Source organism: Arthrobacter sp. SPT-J7 (assembly GCF_059089965.1).
Genome location: NZ_JBNHFF010000019.1, coordinates 1 through 26,229, shown reverse-complemented (window position 1 = coordinate 26,229; position 26,229 = coordinate 1). Strand labels below are relative to the sequence as shown.

The window sequence follows — 26,229 nt, the reverse complement described above, 5'->3', positions numbered from 1 at the left end:
CCCCTTCCACCCAGCCGGGTCGCAGGAGACGTTGTGAGATCCTGATTTCGCAACGTCTGCTGCGGCCCGGTTCCGGTTAAGCCGGTCAGCCCTGCTCCACCAGTCCGGCCATGATGCCCTGCAGCGCCTCGGCGACAGTCATAACGGAACGGCGCTTCAGGTTCTCAGGCCGCGCCAACAAGTCGATCCGGCGGCGGGTGCTGATTCCCTCAAGGGGCCGCAGCACAATGTCCGGGTTGAGCACCGGTCCTGCGGTGTACCTCGGGAGCAGCCCCACCACTGTGCCGGCAGCCACCAGTGCCGCCACGGTGGAGTAGTCGTTGATCCGGTGCACGATGTTCAGCTCCCGGCTGGAAACAGCGGCGACGGCGGACAACACATCCGCGGGGGAGTATCCCGTGTGGCTGGTCACCCACGCCTCGCTGCCGACGTCGTCCGCCGTCACGGCCGCTTTCCCGGCGAGGGGGTGCCCGGCGGGCAATGCCACATCCAGCGGTTCGTGGGCGAGTGGAATTACCGTCACCCGCTCCGCGGGCCACCGCGGGCTGTGGTCCATCCGGTGGGCGAGGACCAGGTCGTAGCGGGCCGTCAGGGCCGGGAAGTCCTGCTGGGCCACGTCCTCATCCGAGAGCTCGATCCGTGGCTGGCCCGGGGTGTCCAGGATCCTGGCCAGCGGCGCGAACACTGCCTGGCCCGCACTGTGGAAACCACAAAGGGTTACCCGGCCCGCCGCGGAGCCATGGTAGTTGCCGATGGCGTCCCGGGCATCGGCCATCGCACTGACCACGGCCGCCCCGGCGTCGGCCAGCACCTGACCCGCCTCGGTGAGCACCAGGTTGCGGCCCTCCTTGCGGGTGAGTGGAACATCGACTTTCCGCTGCAGCAGGGCCAATTGCTGGGAGACTGCGGACGGGGTGACCATCAGGGTGTCCGCCACTGCCTTGACGCTGCCGAGTGCGCCGAGTTCCCGCAGGATTTCGAGCTGGTGTATCTCCACCGGTCCAGTCTAAGCGTTAGCTTCCTCTACATCGTCGATTGAGAACTTCGCTGTTGTGCTAAAGCTTTTTCCTCGCTGTAATGAGGAGGGGCAGGACCTGCCAACGACGCACAAAGAGTAAGGAAGCCGATGAAGGCTTTGTACAAGGCCGGCCCCCGGGCCGGTTTCGAGCTGGTGGACCGCCCCGAACCGGCAGCAGGCCCCGCCGACGTGAAGATCAGGGTCATGACCACCGGCATCTGCGGCACCGACCTCCACATCCAGTCGTGGGACTCCTGGGCACAAGGGATCATTGAAGCTCCCCTCATCCCCGGCCACGAGTTCTACGGCGAAGTGGTCGAAATCGGCGAAGACGTCCGCGACGTCAAAGTCGGGGACCGGGTCTCCGGCGAAGGCCACGTGGTGTGCGGGATTTGCCGGAATTGCCGCGCGGGCCGGCGCCAGATGTGCATTCATACGGTCAGCGTGGGAGTACAGCGGGACGGCGCATTCGCAGAGTACGTGGTGATCCCGGAAACCAACGCCTGGGTCCATCACGATCCGTCTGTCACTCCCGAGCTCGGCGCCATCTTCGACCCCTTCGGCAATGCCGTGCACACTGCCCTCAGTTTTCCGCTGGTGGGGGAGGATGTGCTCATTACCGGTGCCGGCCCCATCGGGCTGATGGCCATCGCCGTTGCCCGCCACGCCGGAGCCCGCAAGATCGCCATCACGGATGTCTCGCGGCCAAGGCTGGACCTGGCCCGGCAGCTCGGCGCAGACCTTGCCATTGATGTCTCCACCACCCGCGTCCGCGACGCCCAGCGGGAACTGGGGATGCGCGAAGGCTTCGACATCGGGATGGAAATGTCCGGCCACCCCACTGCCCTGCCGGAAATGATCGACAACATGAACCACGGTGGCCGGATCGCCATGCTGGGCCTGCCCAGCCAGGACATCACCATTGACTGGGGCAAGGTGGTGACCCACATGCTCACGCTCAAAGGCATCTACGGCCGGGAAATGTACGAGACCTGGTACGCGATGAGCGCCATGCTGTCGTCCAATCCCGTGCTGCACGGGGGCATCTCCGCCGTCGTCACCGATACGCTCCCTGCCGCCCAGTGGGAAAAAGGCTTCAACTTGGCCCGCAGCGGCGCAGGCGGAAAAGTTGTCCTCGACTGGACCCAACTGTAAGGAACACCATGTACACCTCGATCAAGGACCAGCTGAGCAGTGAGCTGGAGGACATCCGCACCGCGGGACTCTTCAAGACTGAACGCAGCATCAACTCGCCGCAGTCCAGCCACATCTCCGCCGGGCTCGTCGGCCAGCAGGGCGCCACGGTGCTGAACTTCTGCGCCAACAACTACCTGGGCCTGGCGGACCACCCCGAAATCATAGGCGCAGCGAAGGGCGCCATGGACGAACGCGGCTTTGGCATGGCCAGCGTGCGGTTCATCTGTGGCACCCAGGACCTGCACCTGGAACTCGAGGCCCGAGTCTCGCGGTTCCTCGGAACGGAAGACACCATCCTGTTCTCCAGCTGCTTCGACGCCAACGGCGGCGTCTTCGAATCCCTCTTCGGCCCGGAGGACGCCGTCATCTCCGACGCCCTGAACCATGCTTCCATCATTGACGGCATCCGGCTGTGCAAAGCGCAGCGGTACCGGTACGCCAACCAGGACATGGCTGACCTCGAGGCCAAGCTCGTTGAGGCGAAAGATGCCCGCCGCAAGGTCATCGTCACTGACGGGGTCTTCTCCATGGACGGGTACCTCGCGCCGCTGGAGGCCATCTGCGACCTCGCCGAAAAGCACGACGCCCTGGTGATGGTGGACGACTCACACGCTGTCGGCTTCATGGGCGCAACCGGCGCCGGCACCCCGGAACACGCAGGCGTGTCACACCGGGTGGACATCTATACCGGCACCTTCGGGAAGGCTTTGGGCGGGGCATCAGGGGGATACGTCTCCGGCCGTGCAGAGGTAGTGGCCATGCTCCGGCAGAAGGCCCGCCCCTACCTTTTTTCCAACTCCCTGGCCCCGGCTATCGTCGCCGCCACCATCAAGGCGCTGGACCTGGTGGAGAACTCGGCGGAGCTGCGGCGCACGCTTTTTGACAACGCCGCGCTGTTCCGCCGCCGCATGACAGAGGAGGGGTTCGACCTCCTCCCCGGCGAGCATGCCATCGTCCCGGTGATGTTCGGCGACGCCGTCCTGGCCGTGAAGGTGGCTGACCGGATGCTGCAGCACGGCGTCTTCGTTACCGCTTTCAGTTTTCCCGTGGTTCCGCGCGGGGCGGCCAGGATCCGCGTGCAGCTTTCAGCCGCGCATTCAGGGGACGACGTCGAAGCCTGCGTGCGTGCCTTCGTCGCCAGCCGTGCCGAGGTGGCAGCCTGACGGACGCGCCCCGTTCGCCCCTAATTCTGCAAGGATGGTGCCATGCCAGCACATTATGACGTCCTTATCGTCGGCGGCGGGGTCGCCGGGCTTTCCCTTGCCTCGGCGTTGGCGGATCACTGCAGCGTTGCGTTGGTGGAGGCTGAGCAGGAGTTGGCGTACCACACGTCCTCACGCTCAGCCCGCCAGCTCATCCCGAGTTACGGCCCCCCCGTGGTCCAGGAACTGACGGTCCGCACCCTGGAACTGATCGCCGCCCGAGATGCCGAGCTGCCCGAACCAGTGCTCACGCCCCGCAGTTTTATGCTGATCGGCACCGAGGAAGCGGTGGCAGCGGAAGCCAGCGGCCATATGCGTCCCATCACCCCGGCCGAGGCGCTGGAACTGTGCCCGGCACTGCTTCCGGGATCCTTCACCGCCGCCGGACTCGACACCGGATCCTTTGGCTGCAACGCACCCCTGCTGCTCGCGGACCACCGCCAGCGGGCGCTGACAGCGGGGGTGGACATCATTACCGGCGCGCGGGTCCATTCCGCGCAACGCCTGGGCTCCGGCTGGCAGCTGGGGGCCGGGATGGAGGCATTCGAAGCCCGCGTCCTGGTCAATGCGGCCGGCGCCTGGGCGGACGAACTGGCTGTGATCAGCGGAGTCGAGAAGCTCGGGCTGCAGCCGTACCGGCGCACCGCGGCGATTGCCGCCGTCAAATGTCCCCTGCCGCCGCAAAGCCCTATGGTGGCGGCAGCGGACAACACGTTCTACTTCCGGCGCGAGGGTGACGAGGTTCTGATCTCCCCGTCCGAATCGGTGCCAAGCGGACCCGAAGATGCCAAGCCCCGACCGGGGGACGTGGAGCGCCTGGTGGCGAGGCTCAACCAGTTGACGACGCTCGGCATCACCGAAGTCCGCCGGGCCTGGACGGGCCTGCGGACCGAAGCGGCCGACGGCGTCCCCGTGGCCGGCTTTGATGCCGAAGCCCCCGGCTTCTACTGGCTTGCCGGCCAGGGTGGCTATGGCTTCCAGACGTCGTCTGCCCTGGCGGAGCTCGCGGCTGGGCAGATCCTCGCCGGCCTCCAATCCGCCGGCAGCGCGGCCCAGCCGGCAGACGGTCCGGCATCCCGGACAGCTGAGGCGCTCGCGGCCACCCGCTGGTCAGTCCGGCGCTGAAGAATGGTTGTATGAGTACGCTGATCACCAATATCGCCGAGCTGATGACGCAGGACCTGGAGCACCGGGTCCTCAGGGACGCCGCGGTCGTGGTGGAGGGCGAGCGGATTTCGTGGATCGGTGCCGCTGCGGATGCTCCCGCCGCAGATGACGCTGTAGACGCCGGCGGCCGGACAATGATCCCGGGCTGGGTGGACTCCCACACACACCTGCTGTTCGCCGGTGACCGGACGGCGGAGTTCGAAGCGCGGATGGCGGGGGAGTCGTACTCTGCCGGGGGCATCGCCGTCACCATGAACGCCACCCGTGCCACGTCCGATTTCGACCTCACCCGTTTGGCGCTGTCCCGCGTTGACGAAGGCGTTTCGCAGGGAACCACCTACATCGAGACGAAAACCGGCTACGGCCTGGACGTTGAACACGAGACCCGGAGCGCTCGCATCGCCTCCACCGTGGTGGACCAGGTCACCTACCTCGGTGCGCACCTGGTTCCCGCCGGACAGGACGCGGACGAGTACACCGACCTCGTGTGCGGCCCGATGCTCGCCGCCGTCCGGCCCTACGTGCAGTGGGCCGACGTATTTTGCGAAGAGGGCGCCTTCACTGAGGAGCAATCCCGGCGGGTCCTGCTGGCTTGCCGCGACGCAGGCCTGGGCCTGCGCGTCCACGGCAATCAGCTCGGCCAAGGCCCGGGCGTGCAGCTCGCCGTGGAACTTGGGGCCGCGAGCGTGGACCACGTGAATTACCTTGCGGATAAGGACCTTGACGCGCTGGCCGGAACCTGGGCGGGGTGGGATGCCGCTTTCGGAACCGGTGCGAGGGGCACTGTTGCAACCTGCCTTCCCGCCTGCGATCTTTCAACCCGCCAGCCACTTGCCCCTGCCCGGGTGTTGCTTGACGCCGGCGTCCAGGTGGCGCTGGCCTCAAACTGCAACCCGGGCACGTCCTACACCAGCTCGATGGCCTATTGCGTCACCACCGCCGTGCTGCAGATGGGCCTCAGCGTCCATGAAGCCGTACGCGCCGCCACCTACGGCGGCGCCCTTGCACTGCACAAGGACAAGGGAGACGACGCCGACGGCGAACGTGCGGTGGGTTCGATCGCCGTCGGACACCGGGCGGATCTCCACCTGCTCAATGCACCGTCGGCTACGCACCTTGCGTACCGTCCAGGCATGCCCCTGACGTACGCTGTATGGCGCGCCGGGAAGAGGGCCAGGTAATTCCCGGGACAAGCTGACGTTAGATGATCATTAGCGGTCTGTTATGATCAGAAAGCGTCATCGCGCCCGGTGGCGGGAGTAGCTGGAGGCTCTTGCATGACCCGCACTGACCGACTGACGGCCATACTCGATCTCCTCGCCAGGACCGGCCAGGTGGAGGTCGAAGAGATCGTCAGCACCCTCAACGTCTCCCCGGCCACCGCCCGGCGCGACCTGGACAGCCTGGCAAAGCGCAGGCTGCTCACCAGGACCCGGGGTGGTGCCAGAACGGGCGCGCTGGCCTACGACCTGCCGGGCAGGTACAACCGCGACGATCACGCCGAGGCCAAGGAGCAGATTGCCCAGGCGGCCTCAGCGCTGATTGCCCCTGGCGCCGTGATCGGGCTTTGCGGCGGCACCACCAGCACCGCGCTGGCGCAGATCCTGGCCACGCGCGAGGATCTCAACGCGCCTTCCAACCAGCCCACCCTCACGGTGGTTACCAACGCCATCAACATCGCCGGGCAGTTGGCGGTCCGGCCCAACATCAAAGTCATGGTTACCGGCGGGATCCTCAATCCGCGGTCCTACGAACTGGTGGGGCCGTACACGGACATCATTATGCAGAAGGTGGTGCTGGACATCGCCTTCATCGGTGTCAACGGCATCGACCCCGACGTCGGGCCGACCAACACGGGGGAGGGGGAAGCGTCAGTCAACGCCCTGCTGGCCAGCAGGGCACGGGTGTCCTACGTGCTGGCTGACTCGTCCAAAGTTGGGGTGCGTGCCTTTGCCACCATGGACGGCTACAACTTCACCCGCTTGATTACGGATGCGGGAATCTCGGCGCACGACAAGGCGGCCTTCGAGGCCAACGGCACGGAAGTGATTGTCGCCGCGCGCTGAGCCTGGTTGTTACTGGGAGTGAAGCCACCAGCGCGAGGGCGCGCCTGCCGACCGGACCGCAGGGCAATCAGGCCGGTTCCAGAAACTGCAGGCAAGATGGGTACATGCTGGTTCCCTCCCGCCGTCGCCTGCGGATAGAAGTCTGGATTGTCTTGGGCCTGTCCTTGGGCCAGTCTGCCGTGTATTCCGTGGTGCAGCTCCTGGACAAGTTGACCCGCGCACCGCTGGCAGAGGGCACCTCTACCCTGAATCGCTCGCAGAGCCCCCGTGAGTACTTTGACCTGACGTACCAGCTGCTGGACATTCTCTTTGCGCTGGTGCCGGTGCTGCTGGTGATCTACTTCCTCAGCGATCAGCGGCAGGCATCCTCCGGCGGGGCTGACAACGCCGGTTCGGCTTTCCGTAAACTCGGATTCAACTTCGAGCGGCCCGGGCGGGACATGCTTCAGGGTTTGGGGCTGGCTGCGCTGATCGGCGTCCCCTCCCTTGGCCTCTATGCCGCGGGCAGGGCTCTCGGCATCACGACCGCCATCATTCCCAGCGCTCTTGACGCGTACTGGTGGACGGTCCCGGTGCTGATCCTGTCCGCTATCCGCCATGCCGTGGTGGAGGAAGTCATCGTGGTGGGTTACCTCCTGAACCGCTTCGGGAAGTTCGGCTGGAGCGTGCCGCTGTCCATCATGGTCAGCTCGCTGCTCCGGGGCACGTACCACCTGTATCAGGGGTTTGGCCCCTTCATCGGCAATGTGGTGATGGGCGTCGTCTTCGCGTGGCTGTACACCAGGACCCGGCGGGTTATGCCTCTCGTGATAGCCCATGCACTGCTGGACATCGTGGCGTTCGTTGGCTTCAGCTTGTTCGGCAAGGCCGTGGGGCTGGGGTAAGGCAGGCGGTCTGTTTGTGACAGTAGCCGGTGGCTGAGTCTGTGGAAACCCTGACATTTGCGGTGCCACCGTTCCATCAGCTGGGCAAGGGGCACTTCCTGGAGGCTCAGCTACCAGGTTTCGCCGGGCTCAACCAAGATTTCGCCAGGAAACGGATTCGGCCGTCATCGGCAGGTGACGCCGTTGTCACAAGCTGATGGCGGCCGAAGTGCAAAGGGCGTTTAGCCCAAGCCGGCGCCCGGGCAGGGCCGCCCGGGCGCGGAGGAAGGGTCAGATGGTCACAGCACCATTGGAGGTCTCGAACGTCACCGAAAGGATCCCGGGGGTCCCGTGCGGTGCCACCCACTCCACGGCTACATCTTCGAGCGGCTTTTCCACCGGCTCGCCCAGCCACTCGGTAACCCGGGCAGCGGAGCCGGCAATGGTCAGGCAGCTCATCTTCACGTTGCTCTCATAGGCGTTGGACGGGTGCAGGGACGGGTCCCCCTCCCACTTGAGCATGTAGGGAACCTGCGGGTCGGCAATCAAACCCAGGATGCCGATCTGCTTCCAGACCAGTTCGCGGCCGTCAGGAAACTTGCGGTTTCCGTTGACAGCGGAGCGTCCGAGCCGTTCTTCAAAGGGAACCAGGTCGTCAACCTCGACGCACCAGCCCATCCAGCCGCCCCCCGCCGCAGACCGTGCACGCACTGCCTGTCCGAAGGGAGCCTTGTCCGAAGCGGGGTGGTCCAGGACCTCGACGACTTCGAGGTACTTGTGCCCGGCGAGCGGGATGATCATATTCCGGGTTCCGAACCGCGGGTGTACCCCGCCCTTCACTGCCTCAACGCCGAGGGCAGAGGAAATACGTTCGGTGGTGGCAGCCAGGCCATCGTGTTCACAGGCGTAAGAGACGTGATCCATGCGCATGGCAACATCTTGGCACTTTGTGATCGGGCTCTCAGCTAAGGATAGCCTTACTGGGATTTTGGTTCTGAAGCAGCATTAATCCAGGGTCCTGTTGACGGCAGCGGTGAGGACCTTGTTCGTCATAATCCTGTCAACCGTCGCGTCCATGTTCCTACACTGGGCTCAGGTCATGAGTGCCAGCGCCAAGCCCCGGCTCGCTGGCCGGCAACCCTCCATCCGCGGTGGGGTGCCCCGGGTGAGGACCTGGCTGTCCGGCAACGGCCGGATGGCAAGCGCGGCCCGCGGTGCTTCGAGCATGCCGGGCCCATGTCAAAGGAGCCTTAGTTGTCCAACGGATGGTCTTTCGAAACCCGCCAGATCCACGCAGGGCAGGAGCCGGACGCTGCCACGGGTGCCCGTGCGCTCCCCATTTACCAAACCACGTCCTTTGTGTTCCCCAGCGCAGAGAGCGCAGCGAACCGCTTCGCCCTCGCTGAGCTGGCGCCCATCTACACCAGGATCGGCAACCCCACCCAGGAAGCCGTGGAACAGCGGATCGCCAGCCTCGAAGGCGGCCTGGGTGCCCTTCTGCTCAGCTCAGGGCAGGCCGCTGAAACTTTCGCAGTCCTGAATATCGCCGAGTCTGGGGACCACATTGTGGCCAGCCCCAGCCTTTACGGCGGCACCTACAACCTCTTTGCCCATACCCTGAAGAAGTTTGGCATTTCCGTCACGTTTGTGGCTGACCCTGACAACCTGGACCAGTGGCGCGAGGCAGTGCAGCCCAACACCAAGCTGTTCTTTGGCGAGGTGGTTTCCAACCCGCGGCAGGATGTCCTGGATATTGAAGGCGTGTCCCAGGTTGCGCACGACGCCGGGGTTCCCCTGATCGTGGACAACACCCTGTCCACCCCGTACCTGATCCGGCCACTGGAATGGGGTGCGGATATTGTGGTGCACTCGGCCACCAAATACCTGGGCGGCCATGGTTCCGCGATCGCCGGCGTGATCGTGGACTCCGGAAAGTTCGATTTCGGCAAGGACCCTGCAAAGTTCCCCGGCTTCAACACCCCGGATCCCACCTACAACGGGCTGGTCTATGCCCGGGACCTTGGCGCCGAGGGTGCCCTGGGCGCCAACCTTTCCTACATCCTGAAGGCCCGGGTGCAGCTCCTGCGTGACCTGGGCTCGGCAGTGTCGCCCTTCAACGCCTTCCTCATCGCCCAAGGACTGGAGACGCTGAGCCTGCGGGTGGAACGTCACGTCGCCAACGCCCTGGAAGTAGCCCGCTGGCTGGAAGCGCGTGACGACGTCGAATCCGTCGCCTACGCCGGGCTGCCCTCCAGTCCTTGGTACGAGCGCGGCCGCAAGTACGGCCCCAAGGGCACCGGCGCCATCGTGTCGTTCAACCTCGCCGGCGGGGCGGAGGCGGGTAAACGCTTCGTGGACGCGCTTGAGCTGCATTCCCACGTGGCCAACATCGGTGACGTCCGTTCCCTGGTCATCCACCCGGCGTCGACCACCCACAGCCAGCTCTCGCCTGAGCAGCAGGTGGTTGCCGGCGTGCACCCCGGCCTGGTGCGGCTGTCGGTAGGGATCGAGCACATCGATGACATCTTGGCTGACCTTGAGGCGGGCTTCCGGGCGGCCAAGGAAGCCACCGGCGCCTAGCAGTACCCGGGCACCAGCTCGGCAGCGGGCCGGGGAAGTCACAACCAGTCACACTCTTGGCGGCAGGCAGGGGCTGTTTCGTACACTCGAACCAGGTCATGAGTGCCAGTGACAGCCCCGGCTTGCTGGCCGGCAACCCTCCTTCCGCGGTGGGGTGCCCCGGGTGAAGACCTGGCCTGCCGGTCATTCGACGGCGGGCAAGCGCGTAGAAGAGGTCTTGCCATGACGGTTACCGTCACCCGTACCACCGTCCCTGAACACGGGATTGTCCGCTATGCCTCCATCGGGGGACTGAAGCTGGAGGCCGGCGGATACCTGCCGGACGTCACGCTGGCCTATGAAACCTGGGGCACCCTCAACGCGGACGGCAGCAACGCCGTCCTCATTGAACATGCACTGACCGGCAGTACCCATGTAACCAGGGGCGACACGGAAGAGCCCGGCTGGTGGGAACAGCTCGCGGGACCAGGTGCGCCGGTGGACACGAACCGATTCTTTGTTGTGTCCGTCAATATCGTAGGTGGCTGTTACGGGTCTACGGGTCCGTCGTCGCCCGCTCCGGACGGAAAGCCCTGGGGCTCCCGCTTTCCACTGGTGACCCTGAGGGACAGCACAGTGGCGGAGGCCCGGCTGGCCGACCAGTTGGGGATCTCGAGCTGGTTTGCCGTGCTGGGTGGCTCGATGGGCGGGGCGCGTGCCCTGGAATGGGCGCTTACCTATCCGGAGCGGGTACAGCGATGCGCTGTGATCGCCGTCGGCGCCGCAAGTACGGCCGAGCAAATCGCCTTCGCCCAGGCACAGACCCTCGCCATCCGCCAGGACGCCAACTTCGACGGCGGTGACTACTACAACGGACCCGCCCCGGAGGAGGGCCTGGCGCTGGCCAGGCGTATTGCCCATATCACGTACCGTTCCCCGCAGGAGCTGGACGGACGGTTCGGGCGGACGCCGCAGGCTACCGAATCGCCGCTCCAGGGTGAGCAGCTTTCAGCCCGCGGACGCTACCAGGTGGAAAGCTACCTGGACCATCAGGGCACCAAACTGGTGCAGCGTTTCGATGCGAACAGCTACATCGCCATCACGGAGGCACTGATGAGCCACGACATCTGCCGGGGGCGGGGGTCCCTCACCCAGGCTCTGTCCGGTGCCAGCGCGCGTTTCTTTATCGCCGCCGTGGACTCGGACCGGCTCTACTTCCCGTCACAGTCACGGGAGCTGGCACGGGCTCTTCCCGGGGAGGTGGACGTCCACCTCATCGAAGCGCCTATCGGGCACGACGGATTCCTCACCGAGATCGGCCAGTTGGCACCGCAACTCCGCGAGCACCTTTCGGCCTAAGCAGGCCTCCAAAGCAGAATGTGTGCATTAATGCAGATGGGCTCTGCATGATTCGCCGTTGAGCTGGGCGATAAGGCAGACCATACTCAATGGGACCCGGCGGTTCGTGGCCAAAATCACACGTATCCGCCACAGCCTGTCCCAGTGGTGTCGAAGAGGACGCCGAAGGAGTTCACTAAATGAGTACGGAAAGCTCCGCCGCACGGCGGCCAGAGGAAACCGACGTCAAGGCCTCAGGCCTGAAGAAAGTCGTTACGGCCTCCATGGCCGGCACTGTTGTTGAGTGGTACGAGTTTTTCCTTTATGCCTCCGCCGCCACCCTGGTGTTCGGCAAAACCTTCTTCCCCAATTCAGGGACTGAACTGGACGGCATCATTGCCGCATTTGTCACTTACGCCGTAGGTTTCGTGGCCCGCCCCATCGGCGGCATCGTCTTTGGCCACTTCGGTGACAAGTTCGGCCGCAAGCAGTTGCTGCAGCTGAGCATCATCCTCGTCGGCGTAGCCACTTTCCTTATGGGCTGCCTGCCCACCTTCGCCCAGATCGGCTACTGGGCTCCGGCCCTCCTGGTGTTCCTGCGCTTCGTGCAGGGCTTCGCCGTCGGCGGTGAGTGGGGCGGCGCCGTGCTGCTGGTTGCCGAGCACAGCCCCAACAAGTCGCGCGGGTTCTGGTCCAGCTGGCCACAGTCAGCGGTACCTATGGGCAACCTCCTGGCCACGGGCGTGTTGTTCACCCTTTCGGCCACGCTTTCCCAGGAAGCCTTCCTCGGCTGGGGCTGGCGCGTCGCCTTCTGGCTCTCCGCAGTCATCGTCATCGTCGGCTACTACATCCGCACCAAGGTCCAGGATGCCCCGATCTTCATCGAAGCCCGCAAGGAAGTCACGGTGGAGAAGAAGGGCTACGGTGTTGCCGAGGTCTTCCGCCGGTACCCGCGCGGTGTCTTTACCGCCATGGGCCTGCGTTTTGCCGAAAACATCCTGTACTACCTCGTGGTGACATTCTCCATCACCTACCTTAAGGTCGTTGTCCAGACCGACACCTCCCGCATCCTCCTGCTTCTGCTCGTGGCGCACTTCATCCACTTCTGCGCGGTCCCGCTCGTGGGCAGGATGTCGGACGCATTCGGCCGGCGGCCCGTCTACATGGCAGGCGCCATCCTCGGCGGCACGTGGGGCTTCTTCGCCTTCCCCATGATGGACACCGGCAATGACATCATCATCCTGGCCGCCATCACCATCGGCCTGTTGTTCCACGCGCTGATGTACGCAGGCCAGCCGTCCATCATGGCCGAGATGTTCCCCACCCGGATGCGGTACTCGGGCGTTTCCCTGGGCTACCAGGTGACCTCCATCGTCGCCGGTTCGCTGGCACCGATCATCGCCACATCACTGCTGGGAACCTTCAACTCCTCTACTCCGGTGGCGCTGTACCTGCTCGGGGCTTGCATCGTGACCGCAATCTCCGTGTTCTTCCTCAAGGAGACCCGCGGCATCTCGCTGCACGACGTGGACGCAGCCGACGCCCGGGGCACCGCGGACCTGCTCGCGGCCGGCAAGAAATAGTCACCGGCACCACCGCAGAGCCGAACAGCACCAACTGCCCGGACCCGCGACCACGCAGGCCCGGGCAGTTGGGCGTCAGCACCTTCGTAGAAGTCAGGATTTCCCATGAAAGCAGCGGTCCTTTACGCCACGGTCCCGCCCGGAACCAGCTACACCGAAGCGCATCCCCTTCGGGTCGAGGAGCTTGACCGGCCGGAACCCCGCGCCGGCGAGTTGGGCATCAGCATCACCTACTCGAGCCTGTGCCACTCGGACCTTTCCGTGGTGGATGGCTCCCGCGTCAGGCCCCTTCCCATGGCACTGGGGCACGAGGCTGTAGGGCGGGTTGCCGCAGTGGGTAAAGGTGTTACGGATGTTTCCCCCGGAGACCATGTGGTCCTCGTCTTCGTCCCCAGCTGTGGTGACTGCCGTGCCTGCCGGGGGGGCCGTCCGGCACTGTGCCACCGTGCGGCGGAAGTAAACGGCTCGGGGGACCTCCTGCATGGCGGGGCCCTCCTGCGGACGCCTGCGGGGGAACGGATCAACCACCATCTGGGGGTTTCTGCCTTCGCGGACTACGCCGTGGTGGCCCGGGAATCGGTGGTGGCCATCGACGACGACGTCCCCGACACTGTTGCGGCTATGTTCGGCTGCGCCGTGCTGACCGGTATGGGAGCCGTCTTCAACACAGCGGCCGTCCAGCAAGGCCAGTCCGTAGCGGTCTTCGGACTGGGCGCTGTAGGTCTTTCGTCCGTCATGGCCGCGGCGCTGGCCGGTGCCTCCTCCGTGATTGCCATCGATCCCAATGCCCGCAAGCACGGGCTCGCCCTGAAGTGCGGGGCAACCGCCGTGGGGACCCCGGACGAAGCTCCCCACCTGATCCTGGAGGCGGCCGGCGACGGTGTGGACATTGCCATCGAAGCTGTGGGGTCAGCCCGGGTCATTGCATCATGCCTCGAGTACGTGACGCGTGGCGGCGCCGTGGTCTCGGTGGGGCTGCCACACCCCACGGCGGAACTGACCGTACCCGCGCTCCAGTTCGCCGGGGCGGGCAAGCGGCTCCTGGGCTCGTATATGGGTGATGCCGTTCCGGGCCGGGACATCCCCCTCTACCTTGGGTACTGGCGCGAGGGCAGGCTTCCCGTTGAGCTGCTGCACACCGACACCCGGCCGCTTCAAGAGATCAACGAAGGCCTCGATGCGCTGGCTGCGGGGCACGTGGTGAGGCGGCTCTTCCACGCCTGAACAGACGGTACGGATGCCCAGGGACTAGGCGGCCAGCACGTCCTGGCGTTCGGCCACTTCTTCCTTTAGCGCAGTGACCACGGCCTGCACCCGGGCGGACCGCAGCGATTCCGGCCGGGCCACAGCCCAGATGGGCACCTGTCGTTGGAAGGCGCCGGGGAGCACCGGAACGAACTCCGGGTTCCGCGCCACCATAAAATTCGGAAGCAATCCGATGCCCGCGCCGCGGCGCACCGCCTCCACCTGGGCAAAGATGCTCGTCGCCTGGAAGCTGGACCTGGGCATGGGCAGCTGCGAGGACCGGTGGCCCAGTTCGGCAACCTGGAGTGCGGACTCAACGTAAGAGACGAAGCCGTGCTGCCCCACGCCGTCGGGCGTTTCCGGCAAGCCCCGTTCGGCGGCATAAGCCGGGCTGGCGTAGAGCCGGAGGAAGTAGTTGGTCAGGAAAATGGCCTGCGCGTTGCTCACATCCGTGCGGCCCACCACCACCTCAAGGTCCACGCCGGAGCGGTTCTGGCTGACCTTGCGCGTGGCACTGAGCATTTCCACATTCAGCAGGGGATGCCGCTGCTGGAGGCGGACCAGCGCAGGGGTTACGAATTCTGCGCCGAAGCCGTCCGAGGTGCTCAGGCGCACCATGCCCGACAGGGCGTCCCGGTCCTGGCCCGTGGCGGCAGCCAATGACCCCAGCGTGTCCTCGATCGTTTCCGCCGCGGCCACGGCCGAAGCCCCCAGCTCCGTCAGTTCCCAGCCGTGCGGGCTGCGCTCCAGGGTGCGGCCGCCCAGCTGCTTGTCGAGGGCGAGGATCCGGCGCGAAATGGTGGTGTGCGTGGTGCCCATCGTTTCCGCGACGGCGTTGAAGCGTCCCAGCCGGGCCACAGTGAGCAAAATCAGCAAGTCGTCCGGACTCGGAAGCCGCGCCACCCCGGTGCCCCTTCCTTCGTGTGCATCGGTGCACATGCCATCTGTGATTTTTCCCCTTGATTGCACTCCAGCAGGGTGTGATGGTGGACACAGACCTTCCGGCTGCCCAGGGCCGGAGGCACAGCAAAGGAGCTTATGCCATGGCAGTAGTTGGTTGGATCGGTTTGGGAAACATGGGCGGGTCCATGTCGGGGAACCTCGCAAAGGCGGGTCACGACGTTCGGGGATTCGACCTCAGCCCGGCTGCTCTCGCTGCTGCGGAGGCAGGCGGGGTGAAGCCGGTAGGGAGCATCGCCGAGGCAGTGGCGGGCGCCGACGTCGTATTCACCATGCTTCCCAAGGGCGAGCATGCCAAGACTGTCTACCTGGGCGGGGACGGGGTGCTGGCCCATGCCGATACGGGCACACTCCTGGTCGATTCCTCCACGATCGATATCGCCGCCGCCAAGGAATTGCACGACGCCGCCGCTGCCGCCGGTTTCCGCTTCGTCGATGCCCCTGTCTCAGGCGGGATGAGCGGCGCCAAGGCAGGAACGCTCACGTTTATGGTGGGCGGTGAAGCTGGCGCCGTGGCCGACGCTGCGCGCTACATCGAACCGATGGCAGCCAACATCATCCCTACGGGCGGAGCCACCACCGGGCAGGCGGCCAAAATCTGCAACAACCTGATGCTCCTGATCAACCTGGCCTCCACTGCCGAGGGCGCAGTGCTCGCAGACCGTCTCGCCCTCGACAAGAAGGTGTTTTGGGACATCGCTTCCGTGTCCTCCGGGGACAGCTGGGCCCTGCGCACCTGGTACCCCGTTCCCGGCGTGGTCCCCACCGCTGCATCAAACAATGACTTCGCGCCCACCTTTACCGCCGAGCTGGCGAACAAGGACATCGGCCTGGCCATCAGCGCTGCCGAGGACACCGGCACGCCGCTCGAAATCGGCAGGCACGTTCAGCAGCTGTACCAGCGCCTCATCGATGCGGGCGAGTCCGGTAAGGACTGCTCCATGATCATCAAGCTCGCCGACGGTTCCCTGGACTCAGCACAGTAGAAAAGAGACCTCCATGCACACCATTCCGCATTACATCAACGGCAGCCGCGTTGCTGAAGCCGAGCGCTTCGGCCCTGTCTACAACCCGGCTACCGGAGAGCAGGAAAAGCAGGTGGCACTGGCTTCAGCTGCCCGGGTAGAAGAAGCCATTGCCGCCGCCTCCGCTGCGCTGCCAGGCTGGCGGGCCACGAGCCTGGCCAAACGGACCAATATCTTCTTCCGCGTCCGCGAAATCCTTACCCAGCGCAAGTCCGAGCTGGCCGCCATCCTGACCAGTGAGCACGGCAAAGTACTCTCCGACGCCGAAGGGGAAATTTCCCGCGGACTCGAGAACATCGAGTTTGCCACCGGGCTGTCCCACATGCTCAAGGGGGAACGCTCCGAGCAGGTCTCCAGCGGCGTGGACGTCCACTCCGTCCGGCAGCCAGTGGGCGTCGTGGCCTGCATTACCCCGTTCAATTTCCCGGCCATGGTGCCGCTCTGGATGATCGGCAGCGCCCTGGCATGCGGGAACACCGTGCTCCTGAAGCCCAGTGAAAAGGATCCGTCCTCCGCCGTGTTCATCGCGGAAGTCTTCGCCGAAGCGGGCCTGCCGGCCGGTGTGCTGAACGTGGTGCAGGGCGACAAAGAGGCGGTGGACGTCCTGCTCGAACACCCGCACGTCAAAGCCGTCAGCTTCGTGGGCTCAACGCCCATCGCGCAGTCGATCTACAAGCGTGCTGCGGACCACGGCAAACGGGTCCAGGCCCTGGGCGGGGCAAAGAACCACATGGTGGTCCTGCCGGACGCTGACCTGGACATGGCCGCCGACGCCGCCATCTCGGCTGCCTACGGCTCTGCAGGCGAGCGCTGCATGGCGGTCAGCGTGCTCGTAGCCGTCGGCGCCATCGCCGACGACCTTGTGGCGGCCATCCAGAGCCGGATGGCTACCCTGACGATCGGCCCAGGCACCGACCCGGCATCACAGATGGGCCCGCTGATCACCTCAGAACACCGGGAAAGAGTGGCCTCCTACGTCGCAGGGGCCGAAAACGAGGGCGCCACGGTGGTTGTCGACGGCCGCTCGCAGCAGTTCGATTCCACCGGGTTCTTCATCGGAGTCAGCCTGGTGGACCACGTCAAGCCGGGCATGAAGGTGTACGACGACGAAATCTTCGGCCCCGTCCTGTCCGTGGTCCGCGTGGATACCTACAGCGATGCGGTCCGCCTGGTCAACGACAACGAGTTCGGGAACGGGGTTGCCATCTTCACCCGCGACGGCGGCGCCGCCCGCCAGTTCGAATTCGACGTCGAGGCAGGCATGGTGGGCGTCAACGTGCCCATCCCGGTGCCGGTGGGCACCTTCTCCTTCGGCGGCTGGAAGAACTCCCTGTTCGGTGACACGCACATGTACGGGCCGGACAGTATCCGCTTCTACACCAGGGGCAAAGTGGTCACCACGCGGTGGCCGGACCCGGCAACGTCCGTCATCGACCTGGGCTTTCCGCAGGTGGACTGACGCAGGTCAGCCGTTCATGATCTCGCCGCGGCGGGCCATGTACTCCTCCATGGAAAGTTCGCCGTTGCTGTACTTCTCATCCAGTTCCGCAAGCTTGCGTGCGCGGTAGCCCTGCGGGGCCGACGGCGGCGGGGGAGTGGCAGGTGCTGCCGGCTGCTGCGGGGCTTGGGATTGCCCCTGCCGGGGTTGTTCCGGCCGGGGCTGCCCGTACGGCGGAAACTGCTGGTCCATGGGTGGAACCGGCTGGATGGGCGGCAGCGGCTGGGGCCGGTCAAGTTCGCGGAACCCGCCGCTGAAATAGTCCTGCTGGGTGTAGCCGTCCCGGGGCTGTTTGCTCTGTGGACCCGCCGAACCGGGGAACTGGCCGCCGCCCGGGAACTGCTCAGGGTAGCGCCCGGATAAGCTCTGCTCGTGGTTCCTGCGGGCGACAGACTTCCGGTACATCCGCATGGCCATCGGGATCAGGAATGACAAAATGATGATCCAGAAAAACAAGTTGCTCACGGTGCCGTGCCTCTCATGTGTGTCCTTCCAGCTTAGCCCCGTAGTGCACGCGGACGGCCGGGATTCCCGCGGCCCATGTAATGCCGCGTGGCGGAATAGCCCAAGGTGTATTCGTCGTAGCACTGGATCAGGTCAATCCGTGGTCCGGCTTCCGGAAGGGCATCGCCACCGGTCCGCGTATGGGCCCCCGGAACCATCTGCCCGGCGCTATCGCCGGGCAACCTCGGTGGTCCCCAGCGGACCCTCGCCCGATCCCAGCGGAACCCCCGGACCAAAGACAGGACCCGGCGTCGGACGCTTGGCGGTGATCCCGTCGCCGGACGATTGGTGGCGCAGCCTGCGCAGCACCCACGGTACAAAGTACTCACGGGCCCACACCAGGTCACCGGAGCGCGCTTCGCGCCAGGTGCGGTGCGGGAGTGGTTTGGGCTGCAGCGGCTCCAGCGTGTGCTGCACGTTCAGCGAGTCCAGCACCATGGCGGCGATGGTGTGGTGGCCAAGAGGGGAGAAGTGCAGCCGGTCCTGGTCCCACATCTGCGGATCGCTCAGCTGCCGCAGGGACCACATGTCCGCGATCACGGCATCATGCCGGGCAGCCACGGTGCGCAGGTTTTCGTTGTAGATCGCCACCTTGCTGCGGATCCTGCCCAGCACCGAAGAACCGGTGTCCGGGCCGTTAAAGAGGACCACGGTGGCGCCGCCCATGGCGAGGATCTGCACCACCGAATCGAGCTTTTCAGCCAGGGCATCAGGGTCGCCGCCCGGGCGCAGCAGGTCATTACCGCCGGCCGAGAGTGTGACGAGGTCCGGCTTGAGCGCCAGGCACGGGGCCAGTTGCTGGTCCACGATCTGCTGCAGCAACCTGCCGCGCACAGCCAGGTTCGCGTAGGCAAAGTCGGGCTGTGTACGGCCCAGTTCCTCCGCCACCCGGTCCGCCCAGCCGCGGTAGCCGCCTGGGCGTGAGGGCTCGGGATCGCCGATGCCCTCCGTGAAGGAATCGCCCATTGCCACGTACCGGGTCCAGGGGTGGGATCCTGCGCGGGCAGTAGGGGATTGAATGGCACTTGTGTCAGTCACGGTCCTATCCTGCCTTCCGCTTTACTGGCTACGCGAACGTAGGTTGTTACCTTTCGGTAGCTGTAACAATGGAAACCATGACTGAAGCCGAAGTATTTCCTGCCCCTGTTGTCCTGTGGTCCCATCCCGAGGACCAGCGTGACGGCAGGCCGCTGCTGGTACTGCTGCACGGCTACGGCGCCAACGAACATGACCTGCTCAGTCTGGCTGACCTGCTGCCCGGGGACTTCGCCGTCGCCTCCGTCCGGGCTCCCATCGCCATGGGCCCGGGTTTCACCTGGTTCCCGCTGACGGCGTCCATTGACTACTCGCTGGAGCGGGTCAAGGCGGCATCATCCTTTGTGCTGGATTGGATCGACACCATAAAGGTGGGCCATCCCTCGGTTTCACTGCTCGGCTTCTCGATGGGAATGGCGATGGCAACCACGCTCCTGCGGCAGCGGCCCACGGACTTCGCGGCCGTCGTCGGGCTCTCAGGCTTTGTGGTGGACGCAGGCGACGATCCCAGCTTCAGGGATTCGGAATTGAACGGAACCGTTCCCATGTTCTGGGGCCGGGACCAGCAGGACCCCGTGATCACCGCGGACAAGATCGACTACACCATGGGCTGGGTCCGCAAGCACGTTAAACTCACCAAGGTCCTGTACACGGGCATGTGGCACGGCATCAACCAGCAGGAGATCGGCCACGTAGGTGAATTCCTTACCCACGAAGTCCTCAAAAAGTAGGCGGACGACGACGGGTGCAGGACGGCAGGTTAACCTGCCTCGGGTGCCACCACCCGCACCGTTTGCCCATTGACCGTGACCGTATCGCCGTTGTGCAGCTGCCGGCCGCGACGGTCGTCGATCTCCCCGTTGACCTTGACGAGCCCGTTCTTGATGAGGTCCGCCGCCTCAACGCCGTCCTCGACCAGGTTGGCGAGCTTGAGCAGCTGGCCAAGGCGGATCATGCTGTCGCGGATGGGGATGTCTTCAACACGGTTGCTCATGAAGCAATAATGCCTGACGTAAGGTGGATTCAGTGACCTCCACCCATCGCCTGCCGCTGCTCGCAGGCCTTCCCTTGGCGGTGGGCGCAGGCCTGGCCATTCCCCTGCAGGGCCGTATTAACGGTGCCTTGGGCGCCCGGTTGAACGACGGCATCGCCGCTTCCGTGGTGAGCTTCAGCACAGGGCTGGTGGTGATGATCCTGATCTCGCTGCTCCTGCCGCGCGGACGTGCCGGGCTGGCGCGGATCCTGCCGGCCGTCCGCAGCCGGGCCTTTCCCCGGATTTACGTCCTCGCCGGCGGCATCGGGGCCCTGTTCGTCTTTGCCCAGTCCTTTACGGTCGGCATCCTGGGCGTGGCCCTCTTCACCGTTGCCACAGTCACCGGGCAGACCGTCAGCGGGCTGCTCGTGGACCGGCTGGGGATTGGACCGGCGGGCCGGAAGCCAGTTACCGGGATCCGGATTGTCGGCTGCCTGCTGACCATTGCCGCCGTCGCCTGGGCAGTTTCGCCCCGGTTCAGCGGGGGCGCCGGGGGAGCGGGCGGCGCGTCCGACGGCGGGCCGGCGGGCCTGCTGCTTCCGCTCCTGCTCCCCGTCGCCGCCGGGTTCCTCATGAGCTTCCAGCAGGCCATGAACGGAACGGCCACCGTTCACTACGGCACGCCGATCGCCGCCACCCTGGTCAATTTCGTGGCCGGTTCGGTGGTTCTCTGGACGGCCTACGCCATCAAGCTGGCAGTGGTTGGCGCGGGAAACCCCCTGCCGGGGGAGTGGTGGTACTACGTCGGCGGTCCGATGGGATGCGTCTTCATCGGACTGGGCGCGCTGCTGGTCCGCAGCCTGGGCGTGCTGGTCACGGGCCTGGGCATGATCGCGGGGCAGCTGCTCGGCTCGCTTGCCCTTGACGTGATCCTGCCGGCGCCGGGGGCCGTGGTTGCACCGGCCACAGTGCTCGGCACCATCCTCACGCTGGCCGCCATCATCCTGGCAACCCTGCCCTGGCCGCGGGGCGCGCTCCGCAGGTAGGCACCGGTAGGCTAGGACACGCAGCTTTTTCGCATCTTTCCTTCATCCGCCCCCGCGGCAGCCAGCGGTCATGCGCCTCCGGCTTGCCCGGGGCCTGAACACCGCGGACCGCACCCAGCGGCCCTGTAGAAATTGGAGTTACCCCATGGCAGCAAAATCCGTTCTCGACCAGGTCATTTCCCTCTCCAAGCGGAGGGGCTTTGTGTTCCAGGCCGGTGAGATCTACGGAGGTTCGCGCTCTGCCTGGGACTACGGGCCCCTCGGCGCCGAGCTGAAGGAAAACATCAAGCGCCAGTGGTGGCAGTCCATGGTCCGCGGCCGCGAGGACGTGGTGGGCCTGGACTCCTCCGTCATCCTGCCCCGTCAAGTGTGGGAAGCCTCCGGCCACGTTGAGGTCTTCTCCGACCCCCTGGTGGAGTGCCTCTCCTGCCACAAGCGCTACCGCGCAGACCACCTCGAGGAAGAATACGAGGAAAAGAAGGGCCGCCCCGCCGAGAACGGCCTGAAGGACATTGCCTGCGCCAACTGCGGAACCCGTGGTGAATGGACCGAGCCGCAGGAATTCAGCGGCCTCCTGAAGACCTTCCTTGGCCCGGTGGCCAGTGAGGAAGGCATGCACTACCTGCGCCCGGAAACGGCCCAGGGCATCTTCGTGAACTTCAACAACGTCCTCACCACCTCGCGCAAGAAGCCGCCGTTCGGCATCGGCCAGATCGGCAAGTCCTTCCGCAACGAGATCACGCCCGGCAACTTCATCTTCCGCACCCGCGAGTTCGAGCAGATGGAAATGGAGTTCTTCGTCGAGCCCGGCACCGATGAGGAATGGCACCAGTACTGGATGAAGGAGCGGATGTCCTGGTACACCAGCCTGGGCATCCGCGAGGAAAACCTGCGGTTCTTCGAGCACCCGAAGGAAAAGCTGAGCCACTACTCCAAGGGCACCACGGACATCGAGTACCGCTTTGGCTTCCAGGGTTCGGAATGGGGCGAGCTGGAAGGCATCGCCAACCGCACCGACTTTGACCTCTCCACCCACGCCAAGGCCTCCGGCCAGGACCTGAGCTACTTCAACCAGGCCACCAATGAGCGCTACACCCCCTACGTCATTGAACCGGCCGCCGGCCTCACCCGCTCCTTCATGGCGTTCCTGGTGGACGCCTACACCGAGGACGAGGCCCCCAACGCCAAGGGCGGCGTTGATGTCCGCACCGTCCTGAAGCTGGACCCGCGCCTGGCCCCGGTCAAGGCCGCGGTGCTGCCGCTGAGCCGCAACGAGGACCTGTCACCGAAGGCCAAGGACCTTGGCGCTCAGCTGCGAAAGAACTGGAACATCGACTTCGACGATGCCGGGGCCATCGGCCGCCGCTACCGCCGGCAGGACGAGATTGGTACCCCTTTCTGCATCACCGTGGATTTCGACACCCTTGAGGACCAGGCCGTGACCATCCGCGAGCGGGACACCATGAGCCAGGAACGCGTTTCCCTGGACAAGGTGGAGGGCTACCTGGCCGCACGCCTGATCGGCGCCTAGCAGTGGCTATCGAATACCGCGCATGGCGCGAGGGCGACGACCTGGCCCTCCTGGAAATCTGGGGCGACCCCGAAACGTACCAGGCCCGGCAGTTCCGGGGCGCGCTGGCGCTCTCGTCGGCCGGGGGCAGTGGCACCCCCTGGCGGCGCTGCATCGTAGCCGAGGACGTTGTGGACGGTGTCGGAATCCCGGTGGCGGCGGGCGTCGTCTACGAGGCTTCCCTGCACCCGGAACGGCTCTGGACTTACATTGAGGTGGCGCGGGACCACCGGCGCTCGGGCATCGGCGCGACGCTCCTGACAATGCTGCGCCGGGAAGCCGGGCAGTCGCCGTCGGGCGTGTCAAGACTTCGTGCCAAGGTGGAGCCCGGCACTCCGGGTGCCGCCTTCGCTGAGCACTTCGGCCTTTCGCCCATCCAGCGCTCGCGGCTGGTGGTAGTGGAACCGGGCGCCCTCCGGCTTCCGGTGTTCCCCGCGGATGACGACGGCGGCAGGCCGGCCAATGACGAAAACGCCGGCTCCGACGTCGTGATGGACTTGGCTACCGGCTCAGTTGAACTGACGGACGTTGTGGGCCGCTACTACACGGCAATCCACGGGTGGGATTCCCCGGGCGTACTGTCCGTGGGCCAGGTGCAGCGGCTGTTCCTGGATGACCTCACCGGTGCCCACGGCGCCATAGTGCTGCGTGCCCGGCCCGAGTCCGCTTTTGGTGCCGCGGTGGCGCCAAGCAAGAAGGGCCGGATCCGCGCCTTTGCCGTCAGCTATGCGGCGCCGGCAGACCCTGACGCGGCACCGCACCAGGAGGATAAGGGGCCGGAAACGCCAACGGACGTCTTCGTCGGCCACGAGCCCGCGCTGGACGCCGATGATGCGGCGGAAGCCGTCCGGGACATGCTCGCCCTTATTGCATACCAGCACCCGGTGATGCTGGAACTGGACGATTCGATGACAGCCCTCCGCGCCGCCGTCGAGCCCCTGCTCGACAGCGGCAAGGCCCGCCTCGCCGGACCGGAGACCCTGGTCGTCTCGGATTAGCAGGGCCACTCAGGTGACTCGCGGTTAACGCTCCCAATACGCGGTTTCGCGGCGTTATCTGCGAGTCACTGGCGTGCATCAGTGAACATCACCACGCCTTACGCAGGTAGACCCGCTGCAGGCCGCAGATACGCCCAGGGGAAAGCGTTCACAGGGTCACCTGAACCGATGACGCCGGCAGCAGTTGCTCAAACCCTCGTGGCACTGGCACGTCAGCCCCGGTTGATGCACCGAAAGCTTTCAAGACGAATCCGGTGGAGAGTGTGTGCCACAGCCGGACCTTACGGAACATAAAATGCCCGGCGCCTTTCAGGGCGACGTACTGCATGGATTCAGCGTCTGCAGCGGCATGCCGGGCAAAAGCCAGCGAGGCCGACGGGCTGGTCCACCTGTCAATGGTGCCGTGGATGATCAGCACCTTCCGCCCGGCCACTGCGGAGACCGGAGTCCCAGGGCTCAGCCAGGGCGCCAGCGCCACAACTGCTTCCACCTGCGGGTGGTCCGCAGCACAGACAGCGGTCAGGCCGCCCATGGAATGGCCGATGAGGAACACGGGAACGCCGGGATGCCTGCTGCTGATCTGCTCCAAAGCCCAGCGCGCATCCTGCAGCGGTGTCATGTCCGCACCGTTCCAGCCGCGCACGCTGTTGCGCAGGGACCAGACTGCAAGACCGTGCTTTCTTCCGGCCCGGTGCAGGTGCCTTGCGAAGGGGACCATCCTGGCAGGGCTTAGGTGCCGGGCCTCCACGGGCTCACGGCTGTGCGATTTTCCGCCATGCAGCACCAGGGCAACGCCCAAGGTAGGCGCGGATGCCGGAAGCACGCTGAGAACGGCCGGGCGGGCGGTGTCGGCGGCGTTTCCTGCGGCGGCAGAACCTCCACCTTCCCCCGTGCTGCGGTTGGCCATGCCCGGTTCCTCCAAGTTCTGACGATCCATTTATCAACCCTATGGTGCCGGACGTAGAGTTCAACGTATGAGGTTCTACTGCTGATGGCGTCCGGTCACTCCCACGCTTCCACAGGTCATTCGGAGCCGACGCCCGAGGCGATGGCTGCCCGCCGGAAGGCCAACCGCATCCTCGCAGCGGTGCTGATTCCCTTGACGCTCCTGACCCTTGCCGGCATGGCAATGCTGTGGCCCTCCGGGAGCAAGGAGGGAGTCTCCCTGGCCAACCCATACTCCGCCGCGCCCGGTGTCACGTTCGATACCGGCACCATCCAAAGCGTGGCCACCGAAAACTGCATGCAAGGTGTAACCCAGCAAGGCCAGCAGTCTTCGGGCGAACAAAACCAAAGCCAGCAGGGCCAAACCCAGCAGGGATCCGACTGCACGTTTGCCTTCACGGAGCCGGATAAGGGCGGAAGCCCGGTCAAGGTGGTCATCAACCCGGACGTCGCGAAGTCGCACGGGGTCAAACCCGGTGACCAAATCCGCTACCTGAACCTGTCCAACGCCCAGGGCGCCTCATCCTCCCAAGGTTCGCCGGCCTTTATTTTTGTTGACTTCGTCCGAACCCTGCCCATAGTCCTGCTCGCACTGGTCTATGCCGCGGTAGTCATCGCGGTGGCCCGCTGGCGGGGTGTCAGGGCACTGATCGGACTAGTGGGCGCCTACTTCGTGCTGGCCAGCTTTATGCTTCCGGGCCTGGTGGAAGGGAAACCACCCCTGCTGCTGGCCCTGGTGGGATCCACAGTGATTATGATCGGGGTCCTGTACTTCGCCCACGGATTCTCGGCCCGGACCTCCACCGCCCTCCTGGGGACCATGTTCGGGCTGGGGATCACGGCGCTCCTCGCCGCGTGGGCCACCGGAGCTGCGAACCTCGCCGGCGTGGGCAACCATGAGGCGACCACCCTGGTGAACACCTCGGCCAACATCTCCATCTCGGGCGTGATCCTGTGCGGGCTCATCATCTCCGGACTCGGTGTCCTCAACGATGTGACCATCACTCAGTCCTCCGCCGTGTGGGAACTGTACGAGCTGGCACCAGGAAGCAGCGCACGGAAGCTGTTCACCTCGGCAATGCGCATCGGGCGCGACCACATTGCCTCCACCGTCTACACCATCGCCTTCGCCTACGCCGGCGCGGCCCTGCCCATCCTCATCATCGTGATGCTCTACGACCGTCCGCTCGCGGACACGCTCACCAGTGCGGAGCTGTCGGAAGAGGTCATCAGGACCTTGGTCGGCTCCATCGGGCTGGTCCTGGCGATCCCGGTCACCACCCTGATTGCGGTGCTGGTGGTTAAGGCCACCGGTTCACGGGGAGCAGAGCTTCCGGGGCCGGCGGCCGGCGGGACCGACAACGCGGGGACGGACAACGCGGGAACGAATGACGGCGCAGGTGCGGCCGGCGCGGTTCGTTCGGGCCGGGCGGCCAC

The 26,229-nt window shown here is 65.5% G+C and carries 24 protein-coding genes and 2 riboswitches; of the genes, 17 read left to right on the top strand and 7 right to left on the bottom strand.

Going from position 1 to position 26,229, the window contains the following annotated elements:
• Positions 1–85: 85 nt before the first annotated feature.
• Positions 86–997 carry a LysR family transcriptional regulator gene (locus AC5RWX_RS18455; protein WP_494097780.1) on the bottom strand — a complete coding sequence of 304 codons (912 nt, stop codon included), beginning with the start codon at positions 995–997 and terminating at the stop codon, positions 86–88.
• A 129-nt stretch (positions 998–1,126) separates the two neighbouring features.
• Between AC5RWX_RS18455 and tdh the strand changes: the two genes are divergently transcribed.
• The 6 genes from tdh to AC5RWX_RS18425 all read left to right on the top strand — a co-directional run bounded on the left by tdh (position 1,127) and on the right by AC5RWX_RS18425 (position 7,534).
• Entirely contained in the window at positions 1,127–2,173 is a 1,047-nt protein-coding gene (tdh, locus tag AC5RWX_RS18450; RefSeq protein WP_494097779.1) for an L-threonine 3-dehydrogenase, read from the top strand.
• 8 nt (positions 2,174–2,181) lie between these two features.
• On the top strand, positions 2,182–3,378 hold the full coding sequence (locus AC5RWX_RS18445) for a glycine C-acetyltransferase (RefSeq protein WP_494097778.1): 1,197 nt from the start codon (positions 2,182–2,184) through the stop codon (positions 3,376–3,378).
• Positions 3,379–3,420: 42 nt separating this feature from the next.
• Positions 3,421–4,542, top strand: coding sequence for an NAD(P)/FAD-dependent oxidoreductase (locus AC5RWX_RS18440; protein WP_494097777.1), 1,122 nt, complete (start codon positions 3,421–3,423; stop codon positions 4,540–4,542).
• A gap of 11 nt (positions 4,543–4,553) precedes the next feature.
• Positions 4,554–5,765: an imidazolonepropionase gene (gene hutI, locus AC5RWX_RS18435; protein WP_494097776.1), complete on the top strand. Its 1,212-nt coding sequence runs from the start codon at positions 4,554–4,556 to the stop codon at positions 5,763–5,765.
• 96 nt (positions 5,766–5,861) lie between these two features.
• The gene (locus tag AC5RWX_RS18430; RefSeq protein WP_494097775.1) at positions 5,862–6,650 is read left to right on the top strand and encodes a DeoR/GlpR family DNA-binding transcription regulator; all 789 of its coding nucleotides are present in this window, start codon (positions 5,862–5,864) and stop codon (positions 6,648–6,650) included.
• Between the two features lie 104 nt (positions 6,651–6,754).
• Positions 6,755–7,534 (top strand): CPBP family intramembrane glutamic endopeptidase, encoded by a 780-nt coding sequence (locus AC5RWX_RS18425; RefSeq protein WP_494097774.1) that lies wholly within the window; start codon positions 6,755–6,757, stop codon positions 7,532–7,534.
• A 270-nt stretch (positions 7,535–7,804) separates the two neighbouring features.
• Here AC5RWX_RS18425 and AC5RWX_RS18420 read toward each other — a convergent pair whose 3' ends face one another.
• Entirely contained in the window at positions 7,805–8,443 is a 639-nt protein-coding gene (locus AC5RWX_RS18420; protein ID WP_494097773.1) for a VOC family protein, read from the bottom strand.
• A gap of 165 nt (positions 8,444–8,608) precedes the next feature.
• A riboswitch (SAM riboswitch) is annotated at positions 8,609–8,724 on the top strand.
• A 43-nt stretch (positions 8,725–8,767) separates the two neighbouring features.
• Between AC5RWX_RS18420 and AC5RWX_RS18415 the strand changes: the two genes are divergently transcribed.
• The 4 genes from AC5RWX_RS18415 (at position 8,768) to AC5RWX_RS18400 (ending at position 14,217) form a co-directional block, all read left to right on the top strand.
• Entirely contained in the window at positions 8,768–10,093 is a 1,326-nt protein-coding gene (locus AC5RWX_RS18415; protein ID WP_494097772.1) for a bifunctional o-acetylhomoserine/o-acetylserine sulfhydrylase, read from the top strand.
• 94 nt (positions 10,094–10,187) lie between these two features.
• A riboswitch (SAM riboswitch) is annotated at positions 10,188–10,303 on the top strand.
• 12 nt (positions 10,304–10,315) lie between these two features.
• Positions 10,316–11,431, top strand: coding sequence for a homoserine O-acetyltransferase MetX (gene metX / locus AC5RWX_RS18410; protein WP_494097771.1), 1,116 nt, complete (start codon positions 10,316–10,318; stop codon positions 11,429–11,431).
• Between the two features lie 179 nt (positions 11,432–11,610).
• Entirely contained in the window at positions 11,611–12,993 is a 1,383-nt protein-coding gene (locus AC5RWX_RS18405) for an MFS transporter (RefSeq protein ID WP_494097770.1), read from the top strand.
• 105 nt (positions 12,994–13,098) lie between these two features.
• Positions 13,099–14,217 (top strand): zinc-dependent alcohol dehydrogenase family protein, encoded by a 1,119-nt coding sequence (locus AC5RWX_RS18400; protein WP_494097769.1) that lies wholly within the window; start codon positions 13,099–13,101, stop codon positions 14,215–14,217.
• A gap of 24 nt (positions 14,218–14,241) precedes the next feature.
• On the opposite strand, the gene AC5RWX_RS18395 is transcribed toward AC5RWX_RS18400, so the two are convergent.
• Complete coding sequence (locus tag AC5RWX_RS18395) at positions 14,242–15,177, bottom strand: LysR family transcriptional regulator (RefSeq protein ID WP_494097768.1); 936 nt, start codon at positions 15,175–15,177, stop codon at positions 14,242–14,244.
• A 104-nt stretch (positions 15,178–15,281) separates the two neighbouring features.
• Here AC5RWX_RS18395 and mmsB point away from each other — a divergent pair, with 104 nt between their 5' ends.
• Both mmsB and AC5RWX_RS18385 read left to right on the top strand, forming a co-directional pair.
• Positions 15,282–16,184 carry a 3-hydroxyisobutyrate dehydrogenase gene (mmsB, locus tag AC5RWX_RS18390; protein WP_494097767.1) on the top strand — a complete coding sequence of 301 codons (903 nt, stop codon included), beginning with the start codon at positions 15,282–15,284 and terminating at the stop codon, positions 16,182–16,184.
• A gap of 13 nt (positions 16,185–16,197) precedes the next feature.
• Positions 16,198–17,682, top strand: coding sequence for a CoA-acylating methylmalonate-semialdehyde dehydrogenase (locus tag AC5RWX_RS18385; protein ID WP_494097766.1), 1,485 nt, complete (start codon positions 16,198–16,200; stop codon positions 17,680–17,682).
• Between the two features lie 6 nt (positions 17,683–17,688).
• On the opposite strand, the gene AC5RWX_RS18380 is transcribed toward AC5RWX_RS18385, so the two are convergent.
• Together AC5RWX_RS18380 and AC5RWX_RS18375 are read right to left on the bottom strand one after the other, a co-directional pair.
• Positions 17,689–18,186 carry a hypothetical protein gene (locus tag AC5RWX_RS18380; protein ID WP_494097765.1) on the bottom strand — a complete coding sequence of 166 codons (498 nt, stop codon included), beginning with the start codon at positions 18,184–18,186 and terminating at the stop codon, positions 17,689–17,691.
• A gap of 207 nt (positions 18,187–18,393) precedes the next feature.
• Entirely contained in the window at positions 18,394–19,263 is an 870-nt protein-coding gene (locus AC5RWX_RS18375; RefSeq protein ID WP_494097764.1) for an SGNH/GDSL hydrolase family protein, read from the bottom strand.
• 77 nt (positions 19,264–19,340) lie between these two features.
• Between AC5RWX_RS18375 and AC5RWX_RS18370 the strand changes: the two genes are divergently transcribed.
• On the top strand, positions 19,341–19,991 hold the full coding sequence (locus AC5RWX_RS18370) for an alpha/beta hydrolase (protein ID WP_494097763.1): 651 nt from the start codon (positions 19,341–19,343) through the stop codon (positions 19,989–19,991).
• 29 nt (positions 19,992–20,020) lie between these two features.
• On the opposite strand, the gene AC5RWX_RS18365 is transcribed toward AC5RWX_RS18370, so the two are convergent.
• Positions 20,021–20,254, bottom strand: coding sequence for an RNA-binding S4 domain-containing protein (locus tag AC5RWX_RS18365; protein WP_163164382.1), 234 nt, complete (start codon positions 20,252–20,254; stop codon positions 20,021–20,023).
• Between the two features lie 32 nt (positions 20,255–20,286).
• Between AC5RWX_RS18365 and AC5RWX_RS18360 the strand changes: the two genes are divergently transcribed.
• The 3 genes from AC5RWX_RS18360 (at position 20,287) to AC5RWX_RS18350 (ending at position 23,847) form a co-directional block, all read left to right on the top strand.
• Positions 20,287–21,279: a DMT family transporter gene (locus AC5RWX_RS18360; RefSeq protein WP_494097762.1), complete on the top strand. Its 993-nt coding sequence runs from the start codon at positions 20,287–20,289 to the stop codon at positions 21,277–21,279.
• Between the two features lie 145 nt (positions 21,280–21,424).
• The gene (locus AC5RWX_RS18355; protein ID WP_494097761.1) at positions 21,425–22,810 is read left to right on the top strand and encodes a glycine--tRNA ligase; all 1,386 of its coding nucleotides are present in this window, start codon (positions 21,425–21,427) and stop codon (positions 22,808–22,810) included.
• A 2-nt stretch (positions 22,811–22,812) separates the two neighbouring features.
• Positions 22,813–23,847: a GNAT family N-acetyltransferase gene (locus tag AC5RWX_RS18350; RefSeq protein ID WP_494097760.1), complete on the top strand. Its 1,035-nt coding sequence runs from the start codon at positions 22,813–22,815 to the stop codon at positions 23,845–23,847.
• Between the two features lie 148 nt (positions 23,848–23,995).
• Here the strand turns inward: AC5RWX_RS18350 and AC5RWX_RS18345 are convergent, their stop codons facing one another.
• Positions 23,996–24,754 (bottom strand): alpha/beta hydrolase, encoded by a 759-nt coding sequence (locus AC5RWX_RS18345; protein WP_494097785.1) that lies wholly within the window; start codon positions 24,752–24,754, stop codon positions 23,996–23,998.
• Positions 24,755–24,838: 84 nt separating this feature from the next.
• On the opposite strand from AC5RWX_RS18345, the gene AC5RWX_RS18340 reads away from it, so the two are divergent.
• Positions 24,839–26,229 (top strand): YibE/F family protein (locus tag AC5RWX_RS18340; RefSeq protein WP_494097759.1); only part of this gene is annotated, 1,391 nt, incomplete at its 3' end.

Coding starts and splice junctions, on each gene's coding strand:
- mmsB (WP_494097767.1), top strand. CDS start 15,282: ATGGCAGTAGTTGGTTGGATCGGTTTGGGAAACATGGGCGGGTCCATG.
- AC5RWX_RS18370 (WP_494097763.1), top strand. CDS start 19,341: ATGACTGAAGCCGAAGTATTTCCTGCCCCTGTTGTCCTGTGGTCCCAT.
- AC5RWX_RS18345 (WP_494097785.1), bottom strand. CDS start 24,754: ATGGCCAACCGCAGCACGGGGGAAGGTGGAGGTTCTGCCGCCGCAGGA.
- metX (WP_494097771.1), top strand. CDS start 10,316: ATGACGGTTACCGTCACCCGTACCACCGTCCCTGAACACGGGATTGTC.
- AC5RWX_RS18355 (WP_494097761.1), top strand. CDS start 21,425: ATGGCAGCAAAATCCGTTCTCGACCAGGTCATTTCCCTCTCCAAGCGG.
- AC5RWX_RS18365 (WP_163164382.1), bottom strand. CDS start 20,254: ATGAGCAACCGTGTTGAAGACATCCCCATCCGCGACAGCATGATCCGC.
- AC5RWX_RS18405 (WP_494097770.1), top strand. CDS start 11,611: ATGAGTACGGAAAGCTCCGCCGCACGGCGGCCAGAGGAAACCGACGTC.
- tdh (WP_494097779.1), top strand. CDS start 1,127: ATGAAGGCTTTGTACAAGGCCGGCCCCCGGGCCGGTTTCGAGCTGGTG.
- hutI (WP_494097776.1), top strand. CDS start 4,554: ATGAGTACGCTGATCACCAATATCGCCGAGCTGATGACGCAGGACCTG.
- AC5RWX_RS18430 (WP_494097775.1), top strand. CDS start 5,862: ATGACCCGCACTGACCGACTGACGGCCATACTCGATCTCCTCGCCAGG.
- AC5RWX_RS18420 (WP_494097773.1), bottom strand. CDS start 8,443: ATGCGCATGGATCACGTCTCTTACGCCTGTGAACACGATGGCCTGGCT.
- AC5RWX_RS18445 (WP_494097778.1), top strand. CDS start 2,182: ATGTACACCTCGATCAAGGACCAGCTGAGCAGTGAGCTGGAGGACATC.
- AC5RWX_RS18385 (WP_494097766.1), top strand. CDS start 16,198: ATGCACACCATTCCGCATTACATCAACGGCAGCCGCGTTGCTGAAGCC.
- AC5RWX_RS18395 (WP_494097768.1), bottom strand. CDS start 15,177: ATGTGCACCGATGCACACGAAGGAAGGGGCACCGGGGTGGCGCGGCTT.
- AC5RWX_RS18440 (WP_494097777.1), top strand. CDS start 3,421: ATGCCAGCACATTATGACGTCCTTATCGTCGGCGGCGGGGTCGCCGGG.
- AC5RWX_RS18400 (WP_494097769.1), top strand. CDS start 13,099: ATGAAAGCAGCGGTCCTTTACGCCACGGTCCCGCCCGGAACCAGCTAC.
- AC5RWX_RS18425 (WP_494097774.1), top strand. CDS start 6,755: ATGCTGGTTCCCTCCCGCCGTCGCCTGCGGATAGAAGTCTGGATTGTC.